This window comes from Nostoc sp. (assembly GCF_036917575.1).
Taxonomy (GTDB): Bacteria; Cyanobacteriota; Cyanobacteriia; order Cyanobacteriales; family Nostocaceae; genus Nostoc.
This window is the reverse complement of record NZ_JBALDC010000071.1, coordinates 59,603-80,680: the sequence shown is the minus strand read 5'-3', so window position 1 is coordinate 80,680 and position 21,078 is coordinate 59,603. Positions and strand designations below refer to the sequence as shown.

Below are 21,078 nucleotides of genomic sequence, written 5' to 3'. Positions count from 1 at the left end.
TTAGCAGCAAAGGTGGTGATAATGGAAATTCCCATAGAAAGTCTGTGGAGTCAGGTACTAGAGCGCCTAAAGCTTGAACTATCCCGACCTACCTTTGAAACTTGGATCAAAACTGCCAGTGCAGAGCGATTAGAAAATAATTGCTTGGTTATCCGCACTCCTAACCCATTTGCTCGTAATTGGTTACAGAAGTATTACATCAATACCATTGCTCATGTAGTACAAGATATTCTCGGTCATCCTGTGGGAATTTACATCACGGTTGCTCAAGGTGATGAAGTTTCTCATTTTAGTGAACGAGAGGTTGCTTGGGAATCACCAAATTCCAGCAGTATTTCTGAAGCTGTGGCTAATCACAATCATAAAACTACTGACTTAAACTCTAAATATGTCTTTTCGCGGTTTGTAGTTGGTGCTAACAATCGTATGGCTCACGCTGCTTCTTTAGCAGTTGCAGAATCCCCAGGGAAAGAGTTTAATCCTTTATTTTTATGCGGTGGTGTCGGCTTGGGTAAAACTCATCTGATGCAAGCTATTGGTCATTATCGCTATGCAATTTTTCCTAATTGTAAAATATTTTATGTTTCTACTGAGCAGTTTACGAATGATTTAATTACAGCCATCCGTAAAGATAGTATGCAAAGTTTTCGAGAGCATTACCGAGCTGCTGATGTTTTATTAGTGGATGATATTCAGTTTCTGGAAGGGAAGGAATATACCCAAGAAGAATTCTTTTATACTTTTAATACTTTACATGAAGCTGGTAAACAAGTTGTCATTGCTTCCGACCGTCCGCCTAACCAAATTCCTAGCTTGCAAGAACGTCTTTGTTCTCGATTTTCTATGGGCTTAATTGCCGATATCCAAAAGCCGGATTTAGAAACGAGAATGGCAATTTTGCAGAAAAAGGCTGAGGATGAAAATATCAATCTTCCTCGCGATGTGATTGAGTATATTGCTTCTAACTATACTTCTAATATTCGAGAATTAGAAGGAGCTTTAATTCGGGCGGTAGCTTATATTTCTATTTGGGGCTTACCGATGACGGTAGAAAATATTACACCAGTTTTAGAACCGCCTAACGAAAAAATGGCAGCTACCCCAGAAGCAATTTTAAAGGTGGTGGCGGCTAATTTTGATGTTTCAATAGACGACCTTAAAAGTAACTCACGACGAAGAGAGATTAGCTGGGCGCGTCAATTAGGAATGTATCTCATGCGCCAACACACGGCTTTGAGTTTACCGAGAATTGGGGAGGAATTTGGTGGTAAAGACCATACAACGGTAATCTATAGTTGCGATAAAATTGCTCAACTTCAAGAGAGCGATCGCACCTTAGTACAAACTCTACGTGAATTGAGCGATCGCATCAATATGACTAGCCGTTCTCAAAAACCATCCTGAAGATGTCTTTTAAGTTTTCCACAAGCAGCAGTCTGAATTATCAGCTTTGACGGCTGAAGAATTAGTCAAGAATATTAAGTAACGTCTAAAAATTGATTAAATTTAACTTCAATTGTGGAAAAAAATGGGGAAAACTTGATATTCTACCGAAAAAACTTAATTAAGTATAATTACCTTGTGGAAAACTACAAGAGTTTTTCCACAAGTTTTCCACAAGGGAAACTTGCCTAACCATATATGATTTTAACAAAAATTGTTACAAGTTTTTTGCAACTTACTGGCATCGCTATAGCAGTCCTAAATCATTAATCTTTTCTAAAATTGCAAATACTCTGCTCACTCCACCGACAACTTACCCACCACCAAAACCATCAACTCTATCACCCGCTTCAAAGCTGTATCATTGGTCAAAAACGTCTCACAACCAGCAATTATTGCTGCTGCCATCTGCAATGCATCGGGTAACTGAAGATTATAACGCACCCGAATTCTTGCAGCTTATCGCGCAATACTAGCATTAATCTGCACAAAAACTACTTGTTCTTGTTGGAACACACGCGCTAACTAGAAAACTGCGATCGCATACTCAACAATAAGGGTGTTACGATATCTTTCACCAGCTGAATCTGACTTATGAAATTAGTTTGCTCCCAAAGCGATCTTAGTACAAACCTCTCACTCGTTAGTCGTGCAGTACCTTCACGACCAACTCATCCAGTACTAGCCAATGTGCTGTTGCAAGCGGATGCTGAAACTAACCAAGTAAGCTTAACAGCCTTCGATCTCAGCTTGGGAATCCGCACTAGCTTTAACGCAGAGGTATGGGAAAGTGGTGCGATCGCACTTCCTGCTAAGTTACTTGTAGACATCACCTCTCGTCTTCCAGAAGGCGAAATCACTCTCGATGATGAATCAGCCCTGACAGGTGCTACATCCAGTGGAGAAGGTTTAATTGTTACACTCACACCTAAGAGTGGACATTACCAAGTCCGAGCAATGGGGCCGGAAGAATTTCCCGAACTCCCTGTAATTGAAAATACAGAAGTAATTCATCTCACCACCACCGCATTAATTGAGGGATTACGTGGTTCATTGTTTGCTACCAGTGCTGATGAAACCAAGCAAGTACTCACTGGTGTGCATTTAACAGTTAAACAAGATACTCTAGAATTTGCAGCTACCGACGGACATCGCCTTGCAGTCGTAGAAACTAGCAACGAGCGTCCTCTAGGCGGAACTAGTCAACTAGAAGTAACAGTACCAGCTAGAGCATTACGCGAACTCCAACGAATGTTAGCTCATAGCGCTTCATCAGATGAACCTGTAGCTTTATATTTTGATCAAGGTCAAGTTGTATTTGCATGGCAAAATCAACGCTTGACTAGTCGCACATTAGAAGGGCAATATCCTGCTTATCGACAATTAATTCCGCGCCAATTTGAGCGACAAGTAACAATTGAACGGCGACAATTTGTTAGCACTTTGGAGCGGATTGCTGTATTAGCCGACCAAAAAAATAATATTGTTAAGCTCAGTATTGATAGCGAAGCTCAAGAAATTACCTTGTCTTGTGAAGCTCAAGATGTAGGCAGTGGTAGAGAGTCAATGCCAGCACAAATTTCTGGTGAAAATATTGAAATTGCTTTTAATATTAAATATTTGATGGAAGGCTTAAAAGAATTACCATCTACCGAAATTCAAATGCATTTAAATCAAAGCCTAACTCCAGTAATTTTTACACCATTGGGTGCTTTGAAAATGACCTATTTAGCTATGCCTGTGCAACTTAGAAGTTAGAGGTGATTTATAGCAGGAGGCAGGAGGCCTCCTGCTATAAAAGTCTTTGCTAATGATCAATGACCAATGACAAATGACTAATGACTAATTTGTGTAATCGGAATTTCAATCCAAAATTCTGTACCAAACCCCGGCTGAGAATCACATCTAAACACACCACCATGTTTATCTACGACAATCTGGTAACTAATTGACAACCCCAAGCCAGTGCCTTTTCCAACTGGCTTAGTTGTGAAAAAGGGATCGCAGATTCTTGCTCTGAGAACTTCGGGTATTCCTGGCCCATTGTCTGCAATGCGAATGACTACGCTTTTGATATTGTCTTCCACTTCCCCAAAAGCAGTATGGATAGTAATTTGACTGCTATGAGGTTTTGATTGAGATTCCGTGTAAGCTTCTAAAGCATCGATCGCATTGCTTAAAACATTCATAAATACCTGATTTAGTGGCCCGGCATAGCACTCCACTAAAGGAAGATTACTATATTCTTTAACTACTTTAATTGCCGGACTTTCTGGTTTTGCTTTCAAGCGATGCTGCAAAATTAGCAAAGTACTATCAATGCCCTCATGAATATCAACTGGCTTTTTTTCTGCCTCGTCAAGGCGAGAGAAGTTCCGTAAACCCAAAACAATCTGACGGATGCGATCGACCCCAATTTTCATGGAAGATAGAGTTTTGGGCAAATCTTCTATCATAAATTCTAAGTCGATCTCGAAGGCGCGATCGCTAATCTCAGGGCTAGGGTTGGGAGTATTTTGAAAATAAAGGTCTAAAATACCGAGTAAATCTTGGGTGTAATCATTGACATGATTTATGTTGCCATAAATGAAGTTCACGGGGTTATTAATTTCGTGAGCCACACCAGCTACTAGTTGACCTAATGAGGACATTTTCTCAGTTTGGATCAGTTGGGTTTGAGTTTGCTTTAAATCATGCAAAGCTTGAGCCAGCTTTTGCGTTTGCTCTTTGGTTTGATTATGTAATTGAGCTTGTTGGAGTGCAACCCCAAGCTGATTGGCAATTTGAGTAATAAACTTAATTTCCGAGGCTTCCCAATGGCGGGGTGCAGAATTCTGGTAAGCTGCCAATAAGCCCCATAGCTGTTGCCCAATAAATATAGGTGCGATCGCATAAGCTCTTGCTTGAATTTGCTCTAGAACTGCAACGTGGCATTGAGAGTGACCAACTTCATAGATGTCATCGACTACAAAGGTTTCATTGTGACGATATCGCCCACCTTGGGTTTCCTGTAAATAGCTATCTTGCCAACCTGTCTTGGTATCAGAATTTACTAATTTTAACCAGTTATCACCCACAAACTCGGCGATATATTCACCACTCCAATCAGCGTGGAAGCGGTAGACTGCAACTCGATCTGCTTGTAATGATTTACAAATTTCTTGAGTGGTTGTCTGAAAAATCGCATCTAGATCGAGAGATTCTCTAACTTTCGCCACAACTTCAAATAATACCCGTTGTTGTTCTGTTGCTTGTTGCAAATCTAAGGTCTGTTGTTGTGTCTGAGAGAGTAAATCAGCTTGCTGGAGTGCTACGCCCATTTGGGCTGCAATCTGACTGAGAAAGTTAACTTCAGAAGTTTTCCATTGCCGGGGGCCAGTGTGTTGATAAGTTGCTAGTAAACCCCAAAGTTTTTGCCCAACAAAAATCGGCGCAAGCACAAAAGCATGAATTTGAAACTGCTCTAGATTGTCGATATGACACTGAGCAAACTCCATCTTATAGATGTCATCGACCGCAAATGTTTGATTGTGGCGATAACGTCCTCCTTGTGTGTCTTGTAAATAAGTGTCATTCCAAACTGTATTAATACCTAGTTGGGACTCATTCGACCAATATGGACTAGCAGCCTCGAAATCTCCGACAAATTTACCACCCCAATTAGAATCGAAACGATAAACAGAAACGCGATCGGCTTTGATTAATTGACAAACTTCTTTAGTAGTGGTTTGAAAAATCGTATTTGTGTCCAGAGATTCCCGAATTTCGGCAATAACTTTAAACACAGCCTGTTGTTGTTCAGTTGTCCGTTGTAACTCAGCGGTGCGTCTTTTAACTTGTTTTTCTAAGTTTTCATTGAAGACTTGTACTTGTTGGTATAATTCATACTGCTGAATTGCGGAAGCAAAGTGTTTACTGAGGTTTCTGGCCAGTTCAATTTCTTCAACCGTCCATTTTTGAGCTTGTGCTTGTTTAAATTCGCGCCAAACCTCAAAGGATTGTCGAGGATACTGTTGCCTTTGATCGCTATCATACTGCCCTGCCCAGAGAGTTTCTGTATCTATTTCGCTGCGGAAAATACTTAAGTAACCCAGTAATTGTTGACGATATTGGAGCGGGATCATCAACATGCTGCGAATTCTAGTTGGTTGAAAAGCAACTTGCAAACTTCGCAACTCAGAAGTTTTATATATATCTGAAATTGCCCAAACATCGTATTTACTAGACTTGTAGTGTTCTTGCCAGATACTATACTGTTCTATAAGTGGATATATAGTTTGTTCTGGCATCACGGGTTGCTCTCCACAGAGATAAAGCTTAATACAAGTATTTCCTGGTATTAAGCATTCTCTAAAGCTGATAGCGTTGCCATTGTGGAAATCAAAAGCTTCATTTCTGAGGCAAAGCCTGCCACCAACTCCATTAAAGGCAGCAACAGCCTCTTCTAGGGCTGGCTGTAATACAATTGTTGGTAGTGAATGTAGCAGAGTCGCAATGCGATTCACGATCGCTTCTCGTTCGGCTGTTTTGCGGACTTGAGTCAGAAGGGTACTTTGAGCGATCGCCATTGATAGCTGCTCGACTACCATTTGTATTGCTTCTAGTTCGTATTCTGAAATCAAACGCGCTTCAGAGTTATGAGACACTAGCAGCCCCCAAAGCCGCTCTTGATAGAGAATAGGCACTACCACAGAGGATTTTACCCCCATTGCCGTCAAATATTCAACATGACAGGGGTCTACAGGGCGGTAACGGATCTCCTCTGATATAGTTTCTCCATTTTCCAAGTCATGCAGGTGAATTTGACCAATCTCTTGAGTATCAACGTTTACAACAGAACGCACCCGTGATTTGATAAATAGTTCACGAGCGGTGGGTGGAATATCATCAGCAGGAAAATTCAATTCTAGTAGTGATGGCAAACGATTTTCATAAATTGACTCAGCAATCACTTGACCACTATCATCAGGATGAAATTTGTAAATCATCACTCGGTCAGTTTTTAATAGCGATCGCACCTCTGCCGTTGTCACTGTGATAATTTCTTCCAACTCTAAGCTTCGTCGGATACGGTTTGTAATGCGGCGTAGTAAACTTTCTTCATGGTGACATAAGGACAAATCTGGTTCAGGATTGGAGGTCATTGTTATAGAAAATAAATTAATATTTTGAAAATTGACATAATTAAATCTAAAGACATTTTGAAATTTATTTCATCAATTTGTCTTCAGTAAAACTACGGTCAAATCAATAGTAAAAATATTTATTTCCCTTTTATCAAAATTCACCAAAAAATTATAAAAAAAGACGCTAAAAAAGTTGCGTCTGTACTAAATACAAGAAAAAATTATTGCTTTTTAGTTTTAATTTTTTGTTGACAGAGTAACTTCAACAAAATTAAACTCTTGTATTGTCAGCAAAGCGGATTTTTAGATAGTCATTTTCCATCTTTGCTCCGCCTGGTTGTAGTGCTGCTAAAGCTTGTGGCAAAACTAAGTTACGACGATGGTTGCCAATAGTAATGTTTAATTCGTCTCCAGTTTTACTGAGTTGAACTTGGTCTTTAGGAATACCAGGTAAGTAAAGTTCTAAGCTGTATTGGTTTTCCTCTTGCACTACTCTAAGAGTTGTTTCTTTGTAATAAACCTGAGTCGGATCTTCATCTTTATAAAGAGTTTCTTTCAGGCGTTCTAATGAAGCTAATCCACACATTTCCTCAGAAAAGAGGGGAACTTCTTTCACAGGCAAAGGGTGAAAATCATCATGAATTTCTCGGCGATATTGCTCTTGACTATCCTTCCAACGTTGGAAAAATGGATCTTGGACTTCGCTTGGGATAATGCGATTAGCCACGACTAAATCTGTTGCAACGTTATACAAACTCAGATAAGCATGGGCGCGAAGTGACTCTTTAATCACCATTTTTTCGGGATTAGTGACAAGACGCACTGAGGTTTGAGTATTATCTGTTAATACTTTTTCCAGAGATTCAATTTGTTCATAAAACTCATAAGGTGCATCCATTACCTCTTTATCAGGTAGCGAAAAACCAGCAATTGGTCTAAAGAAAGGTTCAACCAGAGGTCGAAGTGCCACCGAGATGTTTTGAAATGGTTTGTAAAAACGGCGCATATACCAGCCACCGACTTCAGGTAAACTCAACAAGCGGAGTGCTGTGCCAGTGGGGGCTGAGTCGATAATTAAGACATCAAACTCACCTTCATCGTAATGACGCTTCATCCTTACCAAGCCAAAAATCTCATCCATGCCTGGTAAAATTGCCAATTCTTCCGCCTGTACGCCGTCTAAACCCCTTGCCTGTAAAACTTGGGTAATATAACGTTTCACAGCACCCCAGTTTCCCTCCAGTTCTTGCAGGGCATCTAGTTCTGCACCCCACAGATTTGGGCGAATTTTTCGGGGTGTATGTCCCATTTCCATGTCAAAACTGTCTGCTAAGGAGTGGGCGGGATCTGTACTTAAAACCAATGTCTGATAGCCGAGTTCTGCACAACGGAGTCCAGTTGCAGCAGCGACGGAAGTTTTGCCCACACCGCCTTTACCAGTCATCAAAATTACACGCATAGATGCTTCTATCCTGCCTGAGGATTTTTGACATTTATTTACATTATCGACTGTTTAAGAAAATAAATGTTGTTTCAACATGTATAGGAATTATTATTATGAGTATTTACCCTAACTCATCCGTTGAGTTTTGCTGCAATAGCCGATCGAGTTTAGTTTCCAGTGCTGAAAGTTTTTTAAGAATTGTGGGGCGATCGCCATCAAGAGAAACCAGTAAATTGCTTATTCTCTCTTGTATGTTTGCTAATTGTGCGACTGCATTCTGAATTTGGAGCATTCCTTCTCGGAGTTCTTGGCGTTCCTGACGTGCTTCTGCCATTTCATCTAACATAGCTTGGACTGTTTTAGCATTACTCTCAAGTAGATGTTTGAGTTCTTTATCAGTCATTGCGATCGCGCTTTCGAGTTGAGTTTATTATTCACTCTAAAGTATTGGGGGATTTTGTTTCAATCCCCCGTTGAGCAAACTGTGCTACCCTACACTATGGTTTTATTACCTAAAAATTGCGATCGGGGCTATTTACTGGCTCAACATGGCAAAAGCTTGCTCAACAAGCATCTTAGCTTTGTGCAAGTTCAACAGCTTTTCCTGTTCAAATCTATCTGGGTAAGCCATTTTCTTACCTTCAAGCGTTAGCCGAATCAGCGCTATTTGCTCATCTGTAGGTGAACTCATCTCATCTATCGCAGCGCCAATATACTGAAAAGTCGTGAAAGTGGGAGGCTTTAACCCTCTTCCCTCTTGCATCTGATGTAAAGCTAATTGCGGAAATACCATCAGAGAAGTGATGTAATGAAACTTTATATCCTGGGTTTCCTGTCGGCTTGATACTGTAGCGTCGGCATAAGTCGCGTAACTCTCGGATGGTTTTGATTAGTGTAATAACAATCATCTATTCAAATATATCAATTATTAACTTTTTCAAGAGAAAAATGCTGTTTCACCACATCTAAGCGCGAACAGTTCCAATAATCGATATGGGAGACAATCAAATTATCAGAGTTAAGACCTAATTCACTCCAACCAGGAATAGAGATTCGTGGCTTCCAGGGGAGAGGAGTATTCCAACTTAGTGTCCACTCAGTTTTTATTGTGTCTCCTAAACGTTGAATATTATGTAAGTCCATCTTGGGATTTATAAAGAAAGTTTCGATAAAATGAATCATTGCTTTGTAACGTTTAACACCACGAAATTTATTCAATGGATCTTGAAAATAAACTTCTGGGGTATAAATGCTGTAAGTTTGATTGACTGGGAATCTTTGATAGTCTTCTTTGAGGATTTCAATGATATCCATGATAGATAAATATATCTGTAAATTGGTTTAATATGAAAGCTGAAAAATGGAAATCAACCCTCATTCCATAAACGTTCTAACTGACGCCGCCAAGTACTTAGAACTTCTTCTCGCCCTTGTGAAGTTTGATCTATTTCGCCCATCATTCCTTCGGCGTAAAAGCGTTCTAAGCTTTGCATAGTAGCTTGCAGAGATTGTCCTTGCTGTTTTGCTGCCTGAATAATTTGTTGGATGCGGCTTTCAACTAGTTGATTAAAGACATTATCTAATCTAGCCTGATGGAGAGATAAAAGTCGGTTGATTGCATTAGACAAATCTGTACTCACTAAAGTTTCACTGTTATGTTGAAATACTCCCCAAATTACCCTTTCATACAAAGCGTAACGTACTTCCTGAGTGTCATCAAAGTTGGCTGTTAAGAACTGTTCTAAAAATGGTTGGGCTTCTTGGATGGGGAGAATCGGCAGTAACACTCGCAGCCAAGTATTATCTTCGGAAAGCAGCACCAACAGCCGAAAAGTAGGAGTGTCTACTTGCCACGATCCAGGAGCAGTGGTAGCAACAGCCGATGTGTCAAATAATTCTGTGAGCGTACCCGCAATTTCTTCAGGTGTCATAACCTTATATTTATATATATAGCCTCTAGATTACCGCAGAGGTGCATCAACTTATTCACCAGAATGCTTGCTTGTCCAGTCTGAAAACGCAGTGGGGGCGCACAGTTAGGTGTACGCCCCCACGAATGAATGTATTCCACTGAATTGAAATATCTGATTTAAATAAGCGAATTGCTCAAAAATACAATACCGATCGCACAAAAAGCGAAGCCAGCAAGGCTGATTTTCCAAGGTAAAATTCGGTTTATTTCTCCCATACCCATTGCAGCACCAATTTCTCTGGCACTCATGGCAACTGCAAACAGAGTTAAAGTGATACCTAGTATATAGGCAACTACTGGTATTATTCCTGCCGTAACAATAGATTCAGCATTAGCGTAACCCTGAAATAAACCAGCACTGATGCCCAGCAGAGCAAGCACCAAAAAGTTTAGTTGATTTGGCATCATCAGCATAGTACCAAAAACAATGGTGGAGATAGCGATGGCTGCGCCAACGCTTTCAGCGATCGCTATTTCTGTGCCTCCTAAATTTAGCTGAAATAAATGAATTACAATACCCAAAATTGTTGCAAAGACAAAACATCCAGCGATCGCAACGCCATGAACAAACACAGATGAGAGTAAGCCAATAGCAACAATACTAACTAAACAATTCAAGCTAATCACCGGATCTGCCAATCCCCAGAGAAAGGCTTCCCAGCCATTAGATATGCTATGGTCAACTGGTATACCACTCAATGAAGTGAGTAAACTAATTAAAATTAAAGCTGCGATCGCCCCAATATGGCGATCCATGAACTTTGAGGTATTAAGTTCCCCCCAAGTATGGGATTGTGATAATTTAGTCTTGAACATCGCTATATACCAAATTAGTTTTTAGGTAATTTATACTACCCGCCTACCCCAAAAAACTAACGTGGTAATTACGCTAGATCGTACTAACTTCATAAAGTTATGTAAAGCCGCAGTGGTAGAAAAAGTTCTCTCATCAGCAAGTAGGATCGGGCTATTGATATTGAGATTGAAGATGCGATCGCTCGCTAATCAAAAATCGACTCAAAATTATTGAGAATACAACAATAATTGCTCTTGATAAGCAAGTTGGCAAATGGAATCTAACCTTGCTAGATTTGGGAGTAATGGTTTGCAGGGCAAAAAATCTTCTTTGTAATGAATGATTGCACTCTTTCAGCAAAGTGCAATTATGTCCAAACGTAACGAAACTAAAATAAAAAATATTTTTCTAAAAGTGCTTCCATATTTGCGATCGCACTATATTAAAGTATATATATGTAGTACTATTTTTACTTTTTACTTTTCGTTAATTTATTCTGACTTCCGAATTATTTATAACAATATATTCAACTAATTTTTGAATCATTTGAGCATCTGTTTCACTTAAACTTTCCAACTCAATTCTATTATTTTCTTGTGGGGTACTAGAATCACTACTATATATACGACGACTCAAGCCTATAGGACTTTTATCATAAAATGCTGTATAGAATACACACCCTGCAATATACGATCCAATCGGACTAGGGTGGCTTTGATCTGAGGTGTAAAGGTTTAATTTCACATTCGCTTCTTGAATTTTTTGCCAAGCAATTCCCACAGGTGCAACCTTAGCATTGAGTTCTTTAGCAATGCTTATGTAAGCATCAGTCAATATCTGTTGCGTTTCTGGTTTATTTTGCTTTGCCCAAGTCAAGTAGAACACTGTTTGGGAATTAACTCGTTTAATTTCAGTATCAAACAGAGTAGCATACTTGTACATTTCCTTGGGATTGGTAATTGGTAAAGTACTTTGCTCTTGCAGTACTACGTAATCCCAGTGTTTCGCTTTCAAAAGCCTAAGTGCTTTACCACGTTTCCAGTGGTTTTTAAGTGTAGCTCCACCAACTACAATCATTTCGGTTTCTAATTTTTTAGATTCTTTCGCCGAAGCAGCCAACTGTTGTGTCAACCAAGGAAGATCGTTGAAATAGGTATAGCTGTTGCCAATAAATAAAACTCTGATTGCCTGCTGTTTGTCTACTGGCAATGAATTTGCTTGAATCTGCCTTCCTAACATCTTAAATAAGATAATTATGAGAAAGAGGAATAAACATATATATACTATTTTGGTATTGCTCATCATTACTAAAATCTTTACAGTATAACTTATTCTTGGACAGAATTTTTTATGAAATAGTTCTGGCTATTGATAAGTATATGAAATTTTTTGCAAGAGATTGCAAATTTTACCCAACCTAAAACTTTTCTTAACTGAACTGTATTAAGAAGAAGACTAATCTAAAAAGTACCTTCATTGGAGGAGACAATTTTAAAATAAATGGTGTTTTTTAAAAATAATATAAAATATCTACAAAAATATAAAAACGTTAATCATAGAAAATACTGATGTTTTTTAATTAATTATGAGCAAAAATATTATTTACTTCTTTACTAAAGATAATTCTATACATAATGTTTATTAATTCTCTCATCTCTGATAACTTACAACAGACTATCATTCGTCATCCACTCATTGTTAGCTCTGAGATTATGCTTCCAGACGTAATTGCACTAATTAATGAGGCATCTGGTAATCATGATAGCTTATCAATCAAAAATAGCAGTTTTTTGACTAACTCAGGTAAAGATATAGCTAGCAACACATCTCAAGCTACCAGTTGTGTTTTAGTTATAGAAAACTCACAGTTGATAGGAATAATTACGCAACGGGATTTAATTAAGCTGACAGCACAAGGTAAAAATATAGAGGGTATCAGTGTTGCCCAAGTAATGACCAAAGAGTTAATAACATTGAAGTTAAAAGATTTTAAAGATGTTTTTACTGCGTTACATTTGCTGAGGCTAAATCGGATTTGCCATCTGCCTATTATTGGGGATCGAGGAGAATTAATTGGATTAGTGACTCCTACCAGTCTGCTGGCAGTTTCTATTCTACAAGCCGAACTTTACAATCATACACGAGTCAAACTTGTAGAGCGCCAAAAAATCGAGGCAGAACTGCGATTGGAGCGTAATTTTGTTTCTACCGTTTTGAATCTAGCAGACGCTCTAGTTATAGTACTAGATTTTCAAGGGAAAATTGTTCGCTTTAATCATACTTGTGAGCAAGCTACGGGTTACGCGTTTGATGAAGTTAAAGGAAGATTTGTTTGGGATATACTGCTGTCATCTGAAATCACACAATGTATCAAAGATATTTTTCAAAATTTAGCTGAGAGAGAATTTCCTCAACGTTACGAAACTTCTTTAGTTACTAAAAATAGCGATCGCCGCTTAATTTCTTGGTCAAACAAAGTCTTACTTAATCGGAATAATCAAGTTGATTATATCGTCTGTACAGGTATTGATATTACTGAAAGCCGCAAAGCACAAGAGGAACTCCAGCAGACTCGTAACTTTTTACAGTCGATGATTAATAATCTGCCTGTAGCCGTCTTTGTTAAAGATGCCAAACCAGAAAGTTTTGGGACAGTCAAGTTATGGAATCATACCTGCGAAAATATTTTTGGTATTACAGCAGAGCAGGCTATTGGCAAAACAGATTACGAATTCTTCCCGAAAGAACAAGCAGACTTTTTCTGCCAAAAAGACCTAGAAAGTTTTGCTAGCGGTTTACCTCAAGATATTTCTGAAGAACTTATTGACAGTCCTAGTTTTGGTAGAAGAATTTTACACACGACTAAAATTCCTTTGTATGACAAAAACCAACAACCTGAATACCTATTGTGTATTTCTGAGGATATTACAGAATATAAACGAGCAGAAAAAAATCTGCAACAAGCAAAAGAGCAATTACAAACGGTTTTAGATGCAGTACCTGGGTTTGTTTCTTGGGTAAATGATGATGGATATTATTTAGGGGTTAATCGCCAATTAGCTGAAAGTTTTAACTTAACTCCTGATGCATTTGTTGGTCAAGAATTGGGCTTTATGGAAAACAGCCCGCAGTTTACAGAATTTATACATGAATTTTTAAATAGGCAAGATATAGCAGATTCTAAGGTTATTGATGTTAAAATTAATGGTAAAATATGTAATTATTTGCTTGTAGCTCAAAAATATCAACAAAATACAGCCACCGTTGTAATTGGAATAGATATTACAAAACGCAAACAAGCTGAAATAGCCTTACAAAGTTTGATAGAAAGTACAGCTTCTACGACTGGACGTGACTTTTTTCCAGCATTAGTTGAGCATATTTCTTCTACTTTAGATGTCCGTAACACCTTAGTAAGTGAGTTAATTGATGGGCAAGCTCACACTTTAGGATTTTGGTCTGATGGGCAGTTACAACCGAATATTTGCTATGACCCAAAATCAACTCTATGTGAAACTTTGCTTAAGCAAGGATTTTATCACTGTAGTTCAAGAATTCAGCAGTTATTTCCTAATGCCAAAAGATTAGCTGCTATGGAAGCTGAAAGTTCTATGGGAGTTATTTTAAGTGATGATTTTGGTCAACCAATTGGCTCATTATGCATAGTAGATGACAAACCCATACTCGATCAACATAAATTTGAAGGAATTCTGAAAGTATTTGCAGCCAGAGCATCTGCTGAACTGCAAAGGCAACGAGCACAAGAAGCTCTACAAAAACTCAATCAAGATTTAGAAGTTAGGGTTAAGCAACGCACCTTAGATTTACAACAAAGTGAGGCAGAACTTAGAGCTATTTTTAATCAAGCAGCTGTGGGAATTAAACTAGAAACTTTAGATGGTCATTTTCTTAAAGCTAATCAAAAATTGTGTGAAATTTTAGGCTATAGCCAAGAAGAAATACTAAAGAAAAACTTTAGAGATATTACACATCCAGAGGATATAGAAATTCATTTAAATCATCTGCAAAAATTAATAGCAGGAAAGGTAGAAACATTTTCTATTGAGAAGCGTTATTTACATAAAAATGCTGATGTAATTTGGATAAATATAACGGTTTCACTAATTCGAGATCCAATTGGTAAACCCATTTATGTAATCGGTGTAGTTAAAGATATACGCGAACGCAAACAAGCTGAAGAAAATATTTGTAAAGCTTTAGCAAAAGAAAAAGAACTCAGTGAGTTGAAATCTCGTTTCATTTCTATGACTTCCCACGAATTCCGAACTCCTTTAGCTGTGATTGCTTCTTCTGCTGGAATCTTAAAAAGTTTTAGCCATAAACTAGATGATCAACAAAAAAATAAACATCTCCAGTGCATTCAGACTTATGTTCAACACACTACTCAACTATTAGATGATATTTTGCTAATTAATAAGGCTGAAGCCGGAAAATTGGCATTTGAACCAACTTGCATTAATTTAATTAGTTTCTGTCGTTCATTGGTAGAGGAAATTCAACTCAGTTCTCCCAAACATACCTTAGCTTTTTCTCCCCATTACTTGGGTAATTCATCAACGGATGATTGTTTTATCGCTTGTATAGATAAGAAGCTTTTGCGACAAATACTGAGCAATTTGCTTTCAAACGCTGTCAAATACTCACCATATGGTAGCAATGTTAAAATTGATTTATTAGTACAAGATGAAAAGGCAGTTTTTCTAATTCAAGATGAAGGTATTGGTATTTTACTAGAGGATCAACAGAAATTATTTGAACCATTCTACCGAGCTAGTAATGTTGGTAATATGCCAGGAACTGGATTAGGTTTGGCAATAGTCAATAATTGTATAGACCTTCATAGAGGAAGAATTACCTTTGCTAGCCAGGTCAGAGTCGGTACGACATTTAGGGTAGAACTGCCACTAATTATAAGTGGCTTTCTGAATTAAAAATATCTCATGTGTTATTAATAAATAATTTTAGGGAACAATAAACTGTGGGATATTTTGAATTTAATGTAAATTCCCAAGTTTTAAGCTGAATAATTAGTTTTAGCAACTGCATTTCCTAGGTTTCTAGATATAGGACTCCGATTTGATTTCTGAAAATATACTGAGACTGAAAAGCCAGTTTTATCAAGGTTTTATCTGAAATCTTGTTCAGAAATCAGATGTGAGTCCTATATCACAAAAACTACAAGAGAGCCAACACTTAGCATAAATATGCAACAAGGTTTTACAAAAACTTTTACAAGACTGAGGCATACGCTTTCAAATATCAATATGACAATCTATATACTGAAAAAAGCTCAATTAGATGTTGAGTGCGATCGCTACTTGAGTATCTTACAACAAGAGTATGTTAAAAAAGTGGTCTTTTTGAATGAAATGAACAACTTACAAAGACTATTAACCCCAGAAAACACCAAAGTTTTACAAAATTTTAATTTGCTTAATCAGAGTAAATCTATTGAAATATTTCAGCGTTTGTACTTAGGGCAAAAATAGGATTATACAGTATTATTGACAATTAATTTTTATTGACCAAGGTAAGCTTTATGTGGATATAGCGTTTCCTAAGCAGCTGAAGTGTATTCAAATCTTGTTTACTAAGGTTAGTACCTTTAAAAAGGTATCTCACTAGGTCGAAAACTGCTATGGCATATTATGCTAAACCATTAAAACAAAACTAATATTTTTATTTTTACTAATTATAGATGAACACAATTTTAATTATAGAAGACGAACCCCAAGTAAGAGAGAACATTCAAGAAATTTTACAACTTTCTGATTTTGAAACTTTGATAGCTACAAACGGTAAGATTGGATTAGAAATTGCTCAATCAAAACTACCTGATTTAATTATTTGTGACATTATGATGCCCGAATTAGATGGCTATAGCGTGCTGTCTGCTTTACGTCAAAACGAAGCAACTATCAATATTCCTTTAATATTTGTTACTGCAAAATCAGAGCGTTCAGATTTTCGTCAGGGAATGGATTTTGGGGCTGATGATTATTTGACTAAACCATTTACTCCTGAAGAACTACTCAATGCGATCGCTTCTCGTCTTGATAAACACGCTTTGGTTGAGCGCCAAGCTCAAGCCAAACTAGACGAACTCAGAATGAATATTACTCACTCATTACCTCACGAACTGAATACGCCTTTAAATGGTATTATCGGTATGTCACAGTTATTAATAGAAAGTTGTGGCATCATACCTGACTCTGAAGAAGTCGAAATTGCCGAATTAATTTACAAATCCGCCAATCGTTTAAATGCACTCGTTCAAAGGTTTTTATTATATAGTAATCTGGAACTAATCATTAAAAGTCCTGAAAAAACTCGTCAAATTCAAGAAAAAAAAGATAGATGTTTGGCTGAAAAAATTATTAGTGAAGTTGCTCTCAAAAAAGCTACAGAAAACTGTAGACAAAAAGATTTAAAGCTAGATATCCAAGAATCTCCAGTACAATTACCACAAGAAAATTTGAGTATTCTTATTGAAGAATTACTTGAGAATTCTTTTAAATTTTCTTTACCAAACAGCGAAATTCAAGTTATGAGTAAGAAAGAAGGTAATAAATTTAATTTATATGTAATTGATAATGGTAAAGGAATGGCAATTGAAGAGATTAATAAAATCGGAGCTTTTATACAATTTAATCGAAAGTTATGGGAACAACAAGGCTCTGGCTTAGGATTAGCTATTGTTCAGCATATAGTTAAATTATACGGTGGTGAATTGACAATTGCTAGCATTCCTCAAAAAGGAACTACTGTAAGTGTTAGTTTGCCTTGCTAGGGGATGCTTACAAATATAATTATAGTAAAATAGAAATTTTCAAAATAGTAATTCAAAGGGTAAAAGGAATCTATCTTAATCTTTTAGGAGATGAGTTTATATTCCGTAATTTTAAGTATGCTTTTTCAACACCAAGTTTGCACAACATGACCCTTCAACTGTTGTCCTAACCAAGGTGTATTTTGTGAAAGTGTATAGAGACTTTTACGTTCGACTTTCCAGGTTTGCTGGGGATCGAATAAAGTGAGTTCTGCTGGTTGATGAGGTACGATCGCACTTACTTTTTGCCCCAAACACTTAGCTGGATTGCTACTCAATGCCCGCCATAATTCTAAAGCTGTAAATTCCTTAGTTTCAACGAGATATTGCCACAGCAAAGGTAATGCTAGCTCTAAACCAATTGCCCCAGCAGGTGCTTCGGCAAAGGCTTGGACTTTTTCTTCGTAGCTGTAGGGTGTGTGATCGATTGCGATCGCATCGATTACACCTGCACGTACCCCTGCACGCAATGCCGCCACATCACTGGGATTACCCAAAGGCGGATTTAAATGCAAGCTGGTGTGATAACTCTTAACTGCTTTGGTATCAAGTAAAAGGTGCATCCAGGTGGTGCTGGCGGTGATGGGTAAACCAGTCGCTTTCCCTGAAGCAATTAATTCCACGCTGCGAGCTGTAGAGACACGCATGATATGGACTGGTGTGCCGATGGTTGCAACCAATTCAAGTATTGCTGCAATCGCGGTAGTTTCAGCGCTGGCGGGTATTGGGGGTAAACCAAAACGCAGAGCATCTGTTCCTTCTCTCATGACACCATTGGCTGTTAACTGTCGATCGCTAGGCCAAAATGCTACTGGTTTATCCAATGGCTGGAGATACTCTAACACTCTCTGCACCAGTGCCAAATTTTCTAAGGGTTTACCATCAGTAAAACCAACAACTCCAGCAGACGCTAAATCTGCCAATTCTGTCATCTGCTTTCCAGCAATATCTACGGTGATAGCACCCCAGAGATGGAGCAGGGGGAGAGAAGAAGCAGGGGAAGCAGGGGGAGTCAAATTAATTTTTTCCTTCTCTGTTATCTCCCTGCGTCTCTTGTGCTGCAACTGTGCCACAAGTGCAGGGTTATCAATAACTGGGGATGTATCGGGTAAAATGCTAACTCTAGTAAAGCCGCCAGCAGCAGCAGCCTGTAAGAAAGACAAGAGGGTTTCCCGTTCTTCAAAGCCAGGTTCACCAGAGTGGCTGTACAAATCCACTAATCCAGGGCCGAGAACTAATCCCTGACAATCTTTGATTTGAGTATCGGAACTGATATCAGAAATGTGCGAAGCCACTTCTCGGATATAACCATCAGCAATCAGCACATCAGAAAGTTCATCGATTTTAGAAACTGGGTCAATCATTCGTACTTTTTGCAGCAGTTCAGTCATAAAAGTTTTTAGTTATGAGTTAACGCAATGTGCGACTTTTTTTATTCTTGTGGGATGGACATCTTGTCTGTCCATTGTGGGGTAGGCATCTTGCCTGCCCACAATGGAATCAAGGTTTAACAAAATTAAGTTGCACACGGCGTGAGTTAAGAGTTTAAGTAGGTAGGCATAATTAAACTTGCTTCTAACTTTATTCCTCACTCCTAATTCCTAACTCAGCACTCACAATGCCCCTGCTGCTGTTTTATCTAGTACACCTCCACTCAAGTGAGTGGTGATGTTCATCGCTTGCAGTATTGGTAAACCATCGATGCCAGCAGTGTAGTCGATAACACTAACTGCACCATTACCCTGGCGAAAACTCCAGAAATTTTCCAGCGATAAACCCAGAATGTGACAAAGCAAGGTTTTGTTAGTAGCATCATGAGCTACTACTAATACAGTTTTGAATTGATTATTTGATGCTGCTTGCACAATTGATTGCCAAGCTGCAACGCTGCGCTCCCACACCTGTTGCAAATTCTCCCCTTCAGGCATTTGCACTTGCATTGGTATTGTCCGCCATCGCTGCAATTCTCCCGGAAACTCTAGCTCTATCTCTGTTTCTAATTTTCCTTCCCAGAGACCATGACTGATTTCTCTTAAACCATCTTGCAATTCTAACTTTACATTAGGATGTTGTTTTAAGATAATCTCTGCTGTTTCTTTAGGGCGCAGCATTGTGCTACTGTAAGCTTTACCAATTGCTACTTCTTGGAGAAATTCGCCTGCTTTTTGCGACTGTTGTCTCCCGTTATCGTTGAGAGGGACATCAATTTGTCCTTGAAACCTGGTTTGGCGATTCCAGTCGGTTTCGCCGTGACGCACTAGTAACAATCGTACTCCTTGATGATCCGGTCGCAATGAAGGTAGAGTTTCTCCAGTATGTTGCGTCTGATTTAAGGATTCTAGCTGGACTGGTTCGCCCAATCCGCCAGCAAAATTTAATACACTGATGCCACAGTTAGATTGCTGTATTGAGTGGTAGCGACTGGGAGAGATTCCTAGCGCTGTGCTAATCAGGGCGCGATTAATTCCGTTATGTCCGACGATGAGAATAGTTTCGCTTTGATGTTGGGACAAAATTTCTTGCCAAAACTGCCGTGCTTGTTCGTATAAAGCAAGAACGGGAAAATGTTCTCTTGTCCCCTCTGCATTATTAAGCAGCATCCGCAGTTCGTCAGGATGTTGATGCCAAGTACGGTAATCTTCAGCAAATTTTTGCTTGACTTCACCAGTTAGCAGTCCTTCCCATAAAGGCAGGTCGATTTCTAGCAGCAAATCAGAAACTTGGAGCAGAGCAGATTGTTCAGTATGAGCAGCTAACTCACTATAAATAATATCTGCTGTGTGTTTCGCTCGTCGCAAGGGACTACTGTAAATCGTATTAAACAAGATATTGCTAAGGGCTTTGCCTAATTTACTGGCATCTTTACGACCTTTTTCGGTTAATGTTGACGCATCAGTGCGTCCTTGGATACGCCGCTCAGTGTTATAACTGCTTTGACCGTGGCGCACAATGATGACACGAGTCATCTCAAAGCCCTCCTCTGATCTTGACGATTAATTTTACTGCAAAACGATTGCATAATTATCGACTCAGGAAGGCGGATTGAGTTGGGTGTAAAACTTTATTCTGCTAGAGGAGGCAGGACGAGCAGCAAAAACTGCTGTTGTCTGAACGATGTTTTCTGATAAAGCTGTTTTGATTTAAGCAAAAATAGTCAGAGTGAAAATGATCTAGGCACAATTTCAAAATTGTGCCTAGTACAATGTCTAACCTAGTAATGAAAAGTTCGTAGTAAACACTTTAGTGCTGAGAAGATAAAAGACTAAAGTCCTTACTACGAACTTGTTGACCTTACTAATTTCAACTTAACAGAATATTAGCAAGGATTTTGGAAAACGCAAAAATAATTAAAACTACAGCACCAGCCTTTAGAGGATGTTTTAAAAGTCCTATGGCCGGTAGCAAAACGTTTTAGATACTCCTAAATCTCCTTTCAAAAGGGGGACT

16 protein-coding genes are annotated in these 21,078 nt (G+C 38.5%); 5 read left to right on the top strand and 11 right to left on the bottom strand.

The features are described 5' to 3' along the window. The first annotated feature begins 21 nt into the window (after window positions 1-21). Window positions 22-1,404 (top strand): chromosomal replication initiator protein DnaA, encoded by a 1,383-nt coding sequence (gene dnaA, locus V7K79_RS20980; RefSeq protein ID WP_335050023.1) that lies wholly within the window; start codon window positions 22-24, stop codon window positions 1,402-1,404. A gap of 336 nt (window positions 1,405-1,740) precedes the next feature. Here dnaA and V7K79_RS20975 read toward each other — a convergent pair whose 3' ends face one another. Continuing rightward, entirely contained in the window at window positions 1,741-1,893 is a 153-nt protein-coding gene (locus V7K79_RS20975) for a hypothetical protein (RefSeq protein WP_335050038.1), read from the bottom strand. Between the two features lie 144 nt (window positions 1,894-2,037). Here V7K79_RS20975 and dnaN point away from each other — a divergent pair, with 144 nt between their 5' ends. Then, window positions 2,038-3,201: a DNA polymerase III subunit beta gene (gene dnaN, locus V7K79_RS20970; protein ID WP_335050021.1), complete on the top strand. Its 1,164-nt coding sequence runs from the start codon at window positions 2,038-2,040 to the stop codon at window positions 3,199-3,201. A 77-nt stretch (window positions 3,202-3,278) separates the two neighbouring features. Here dnaN and V7K79_RS20965 read toward each other — a convergent pair whose 3' ends face one another. From V7K79_RS20965 to V7K79_RS20930, 8 genes are all read right to left on the bottom strand, one after another. Continuing rightward, the gene (locus V7K79_RS20965; protein ID WP_335050019.1) at window positions 3,279-6,587 is read right to left on the bottom strand and encodes a GAF domain-containing protein; all 3,309 of its coding nucleotides are present in this window, start codon (window positions 6,585-6,587) and stop codon (window positions 3,279-3,281) included. 253 nt (window positions 6,588-6,840) lie between these two features. Beyond that, a complete protein-coding gene (locus V7K79_RS20960) occupies window positions 6,841-8,028 on the bottom strand; it encodes a TRC40/GET3/ArsA family transport-energizing ATPase (RefSeq protein ID WP_335050017.1) in 1,188 nt (395 codons plus the stop codon). Between the two features lie 106 nt (window positions 8,029-8,134). Continuing rightward, on the bottom strand, window positions 8,135-8,416 hold the full coding sequence (locus V7K79_RS20955) for a hypothetical protein (RefSeq protein ID WP_335050015.1): 282 nt from the start codon (window positions 8,414-8,416) through the stop codon (window positions 8,135-8,137). Window positions 8,417-8,548: 132 nt separating this feature from the next. Next, a complete protein-coding gene (locus V7K79_RS20950) occupies window positions 8,549-8,806 on the bottom strand; it encodes a hypothetical protein (RefSeq protein ID WP_335050014.1) in 258 nt (85 codons plus the stop codon). Window positions 8,807-8,934: 128 nt separating this feature from the next. Next, window positions 8,935-9,327 (bottom strand): DUF2358 domain-containing protein, encoded by a 393-nt coding sequence (locus tag V7K79_RS20945; RefSeq protein WP_335050012.1) that lies wholly within the window; start codon window positions 9,325-9,327, stop codon window positions 8,935-8,937. Window positions 9,328-9,380: 53 nt separating this feature from the next. Beyond that, on the bottom strand, window positions 9,381-9,944 hold the full coding sequence (locus tag V7K79_RS20940) for a leucine zipper domain-containing protein (protein WP_335050010.1): 564 nt from the start codon (window positions 9,942-9,944) through the stop codon (window positions 9,381-9,383). A 158-nt stretch (window positions 9,945-10,102) separates the two neighbouring features. Next, a complete protein-coding gene (locus V7K79_RS20935) occupies window positions 10,103-10,801 on the bottom strand; it encodes a HupE/UreJ family protein (RefSeq protein ID WP_335050008.1) in 699 nt (232 codons plus the stop codon). A gap of 466 nt (window positions 10,802-11,267) precedes the next feature. Then, entirely contained in the window at window positions 11,268-12,020 is a 753-nt protein-coding gene (locus V7K79_RS20930) for an SGNH/GDSL hydrolase family protein (protein ID WP_335050006.1), read from the bottom strand. A 395-nt stretch (window positions 12,021-12,415) separates the two neighbouring features. Between V7K79_RS20930 and V7K79_RS20925 the strand changes: the two genes are divergently transcribed. The 3 genes from V7K79_RS20925 (at window position 12,416) to V7K79_RS20915 (ending at window position 17,592) form a co-directional block, all read left to right on the top strand. Next, window positions 12,416-15,733, top strand: a complete 3,318-nt coding sequence (locus V7K79_RS20925; protein WP_335050004.1) for a PAS domain S-box protein — start codon at window positions 12,416-12,418, stop codon at window positions 15,731-15,733. Between the two features lie 333 nt (window positions 15,734-16,066). After that, window positions 16,067-16,291, top strand: coding sequence for a hypothetical protein (locus tag V7K79_RS20920; RefSeq protein WP_335050002.1), 225 nt, complete (start codon window positions 16,067-16,069; stop codon window positions 16,289-16,291). 209 nt (window positions 16,292-16,500) lie between these two features. Beyond that, window positions 16,501-17,592 (top strand): hybrid sensor histidine kinase/response regulator, encoded by a 1,092-nt coding sequence (locus V7K79_RS20915; RefSeq protein ID WP_335050001.1) that lies wholly within the window; start codon window positions 16,501-16,503, stop codon window positions 17,590-17,592. 125 nt (window positions 17,593-17,717) lie between these two features. Here the strand turns inward: V7K79_RS20915 and V7K79_RS20910 are convergent, their stop codons facing one another. Next, window positions 17,718-19,022 carry a dihydroorotase gene (locus V7K79_RS20910; protein ID WP_335049999.1) on the bottom strand — a complete coding sequence of 435 codons (1,305 nt, stop codon included), beginning with the start codon at window positions 19,020-19,022 and terminating at the stop codon, window positions 17,718-17,720. Between the two features lie 222 nt (window positions 19,023-19,244). Then, on the bottom strand, window positions 19,245-20,597 hold the full coding sequence (locus tag V7K79_RS20905) for a histidine phosphatase family protein (protein ID WP_335049997.1): 1,353 nt from the start codon (window positions 20,595-20,597) through the stop codon (window positions 19,245-19,247). Between the last annotated feature and the right edge of the window lie 481 nt (window positions 20,598-21,078).

Bases quoted from the DNA above. Each gene is read 5' to 3' on its own strand.
- V7K79_RS20910 (WP_335049999.1), bottom strand. From the start codon at position 19,022: ATGACTGAACTGCTGCAAAAAGTACGAATGATTGACCCAGTTTCTAAA.
- V7K79_RS20965 (WP_335050019.1), bottom strand. From the start codon at position 6,587: ATGACCTCCAATCCTGAACCAGATTTGTCCTTATGTCACCATGAAGAA.
- V7K79_RS20960 (WP_335050017.1), bottom strand. From the start codon at position 8,028: ATGCGTGTAATTTTGATGACTGGTAAAGGCGGTGTGGGCAAAACTTCC.
- V7K79_RS20935 (WP_335050008.1), bottom strand. From the start codon at position 10,801: ATGTTCAAGACTAAATTATCACAATCCCATACTTGGGGGGAACTTAAT.
- dnaA (WP_335050023.1), top strand. From the start codon at position 22: ATGGAAATTCCCATAGAAAGTCTGTGGAGTCAGGTACTAGAGCGCCTA.
- V7K79_RS20905 (WP_335049997.1), bottom strand. From the start codon at position 20,597: ATGACTCGTGTCATCATTGTGCGCCACGGTCAAAGCAGTTATAACACT.
- V7K79_RS20930 (WP_335050006.1), bottom strand. From the start codon at position 12,020: ATGTTAGGAAGGCAGATTCAAGCAAATTCATTGCCAGTAGACAAACAG.
- V7K79_RS20955 (WP_335050015.1), bottom strand. From the start codon at position 8,416: ATGACTGATAAAGAACTCAAACATCTACTTGAGAGTAATGCTAAAACA.
- V7K79_RS20945 (WP_335050012.1), bottom strand. From the start codon at position 9,327: ATGGATATCATTGAAATCCTCAAAGAAGACTATCAAAGATTCCCAGTC.
- V7K79_RS20920 (WP_335050002.1), top strand. From the start codon at position 16,067: ATGACAATCTATATACTGAAAAAAGCTCAATTAGATGTTGAGTGCGAT.
- V7K79_RS20940 (WP_335050010.1), bottom strand. From the start codon at position 9,944: ATGACACCTGAAGAAATTGCGGGTACGCTCACAGAATTATTTGACACA.
- dnaN (WP_335050021.1), top strand. From the start codon at position 2,038: ATGAAATTAGTTTGCTCCCAAAGCGATCTTAGTACAAACCTCTCACTC.
- V7K79_RS20925 (WP_335050004.1), top strand. From the start codon at position 12,416: ATGTTTATTAATTCTCTCATCTCTGATAACTTACAACAGACTATCATT.
- V7K79_RS20950 (WP_335050014.1), bottom strand. From the start codon at position 8,806: ATGGTATTTCCGCAATTAGCTTTACATCAGATGCAAGAGGGAAGAGGG.
- V7K79_RS20915 (WP_335050001.1), top strand. From the start codon at position 16,501: ATGAACACAATTTTAATTATAGAAGACGAACCCCAAGTAAGAGAGAAC.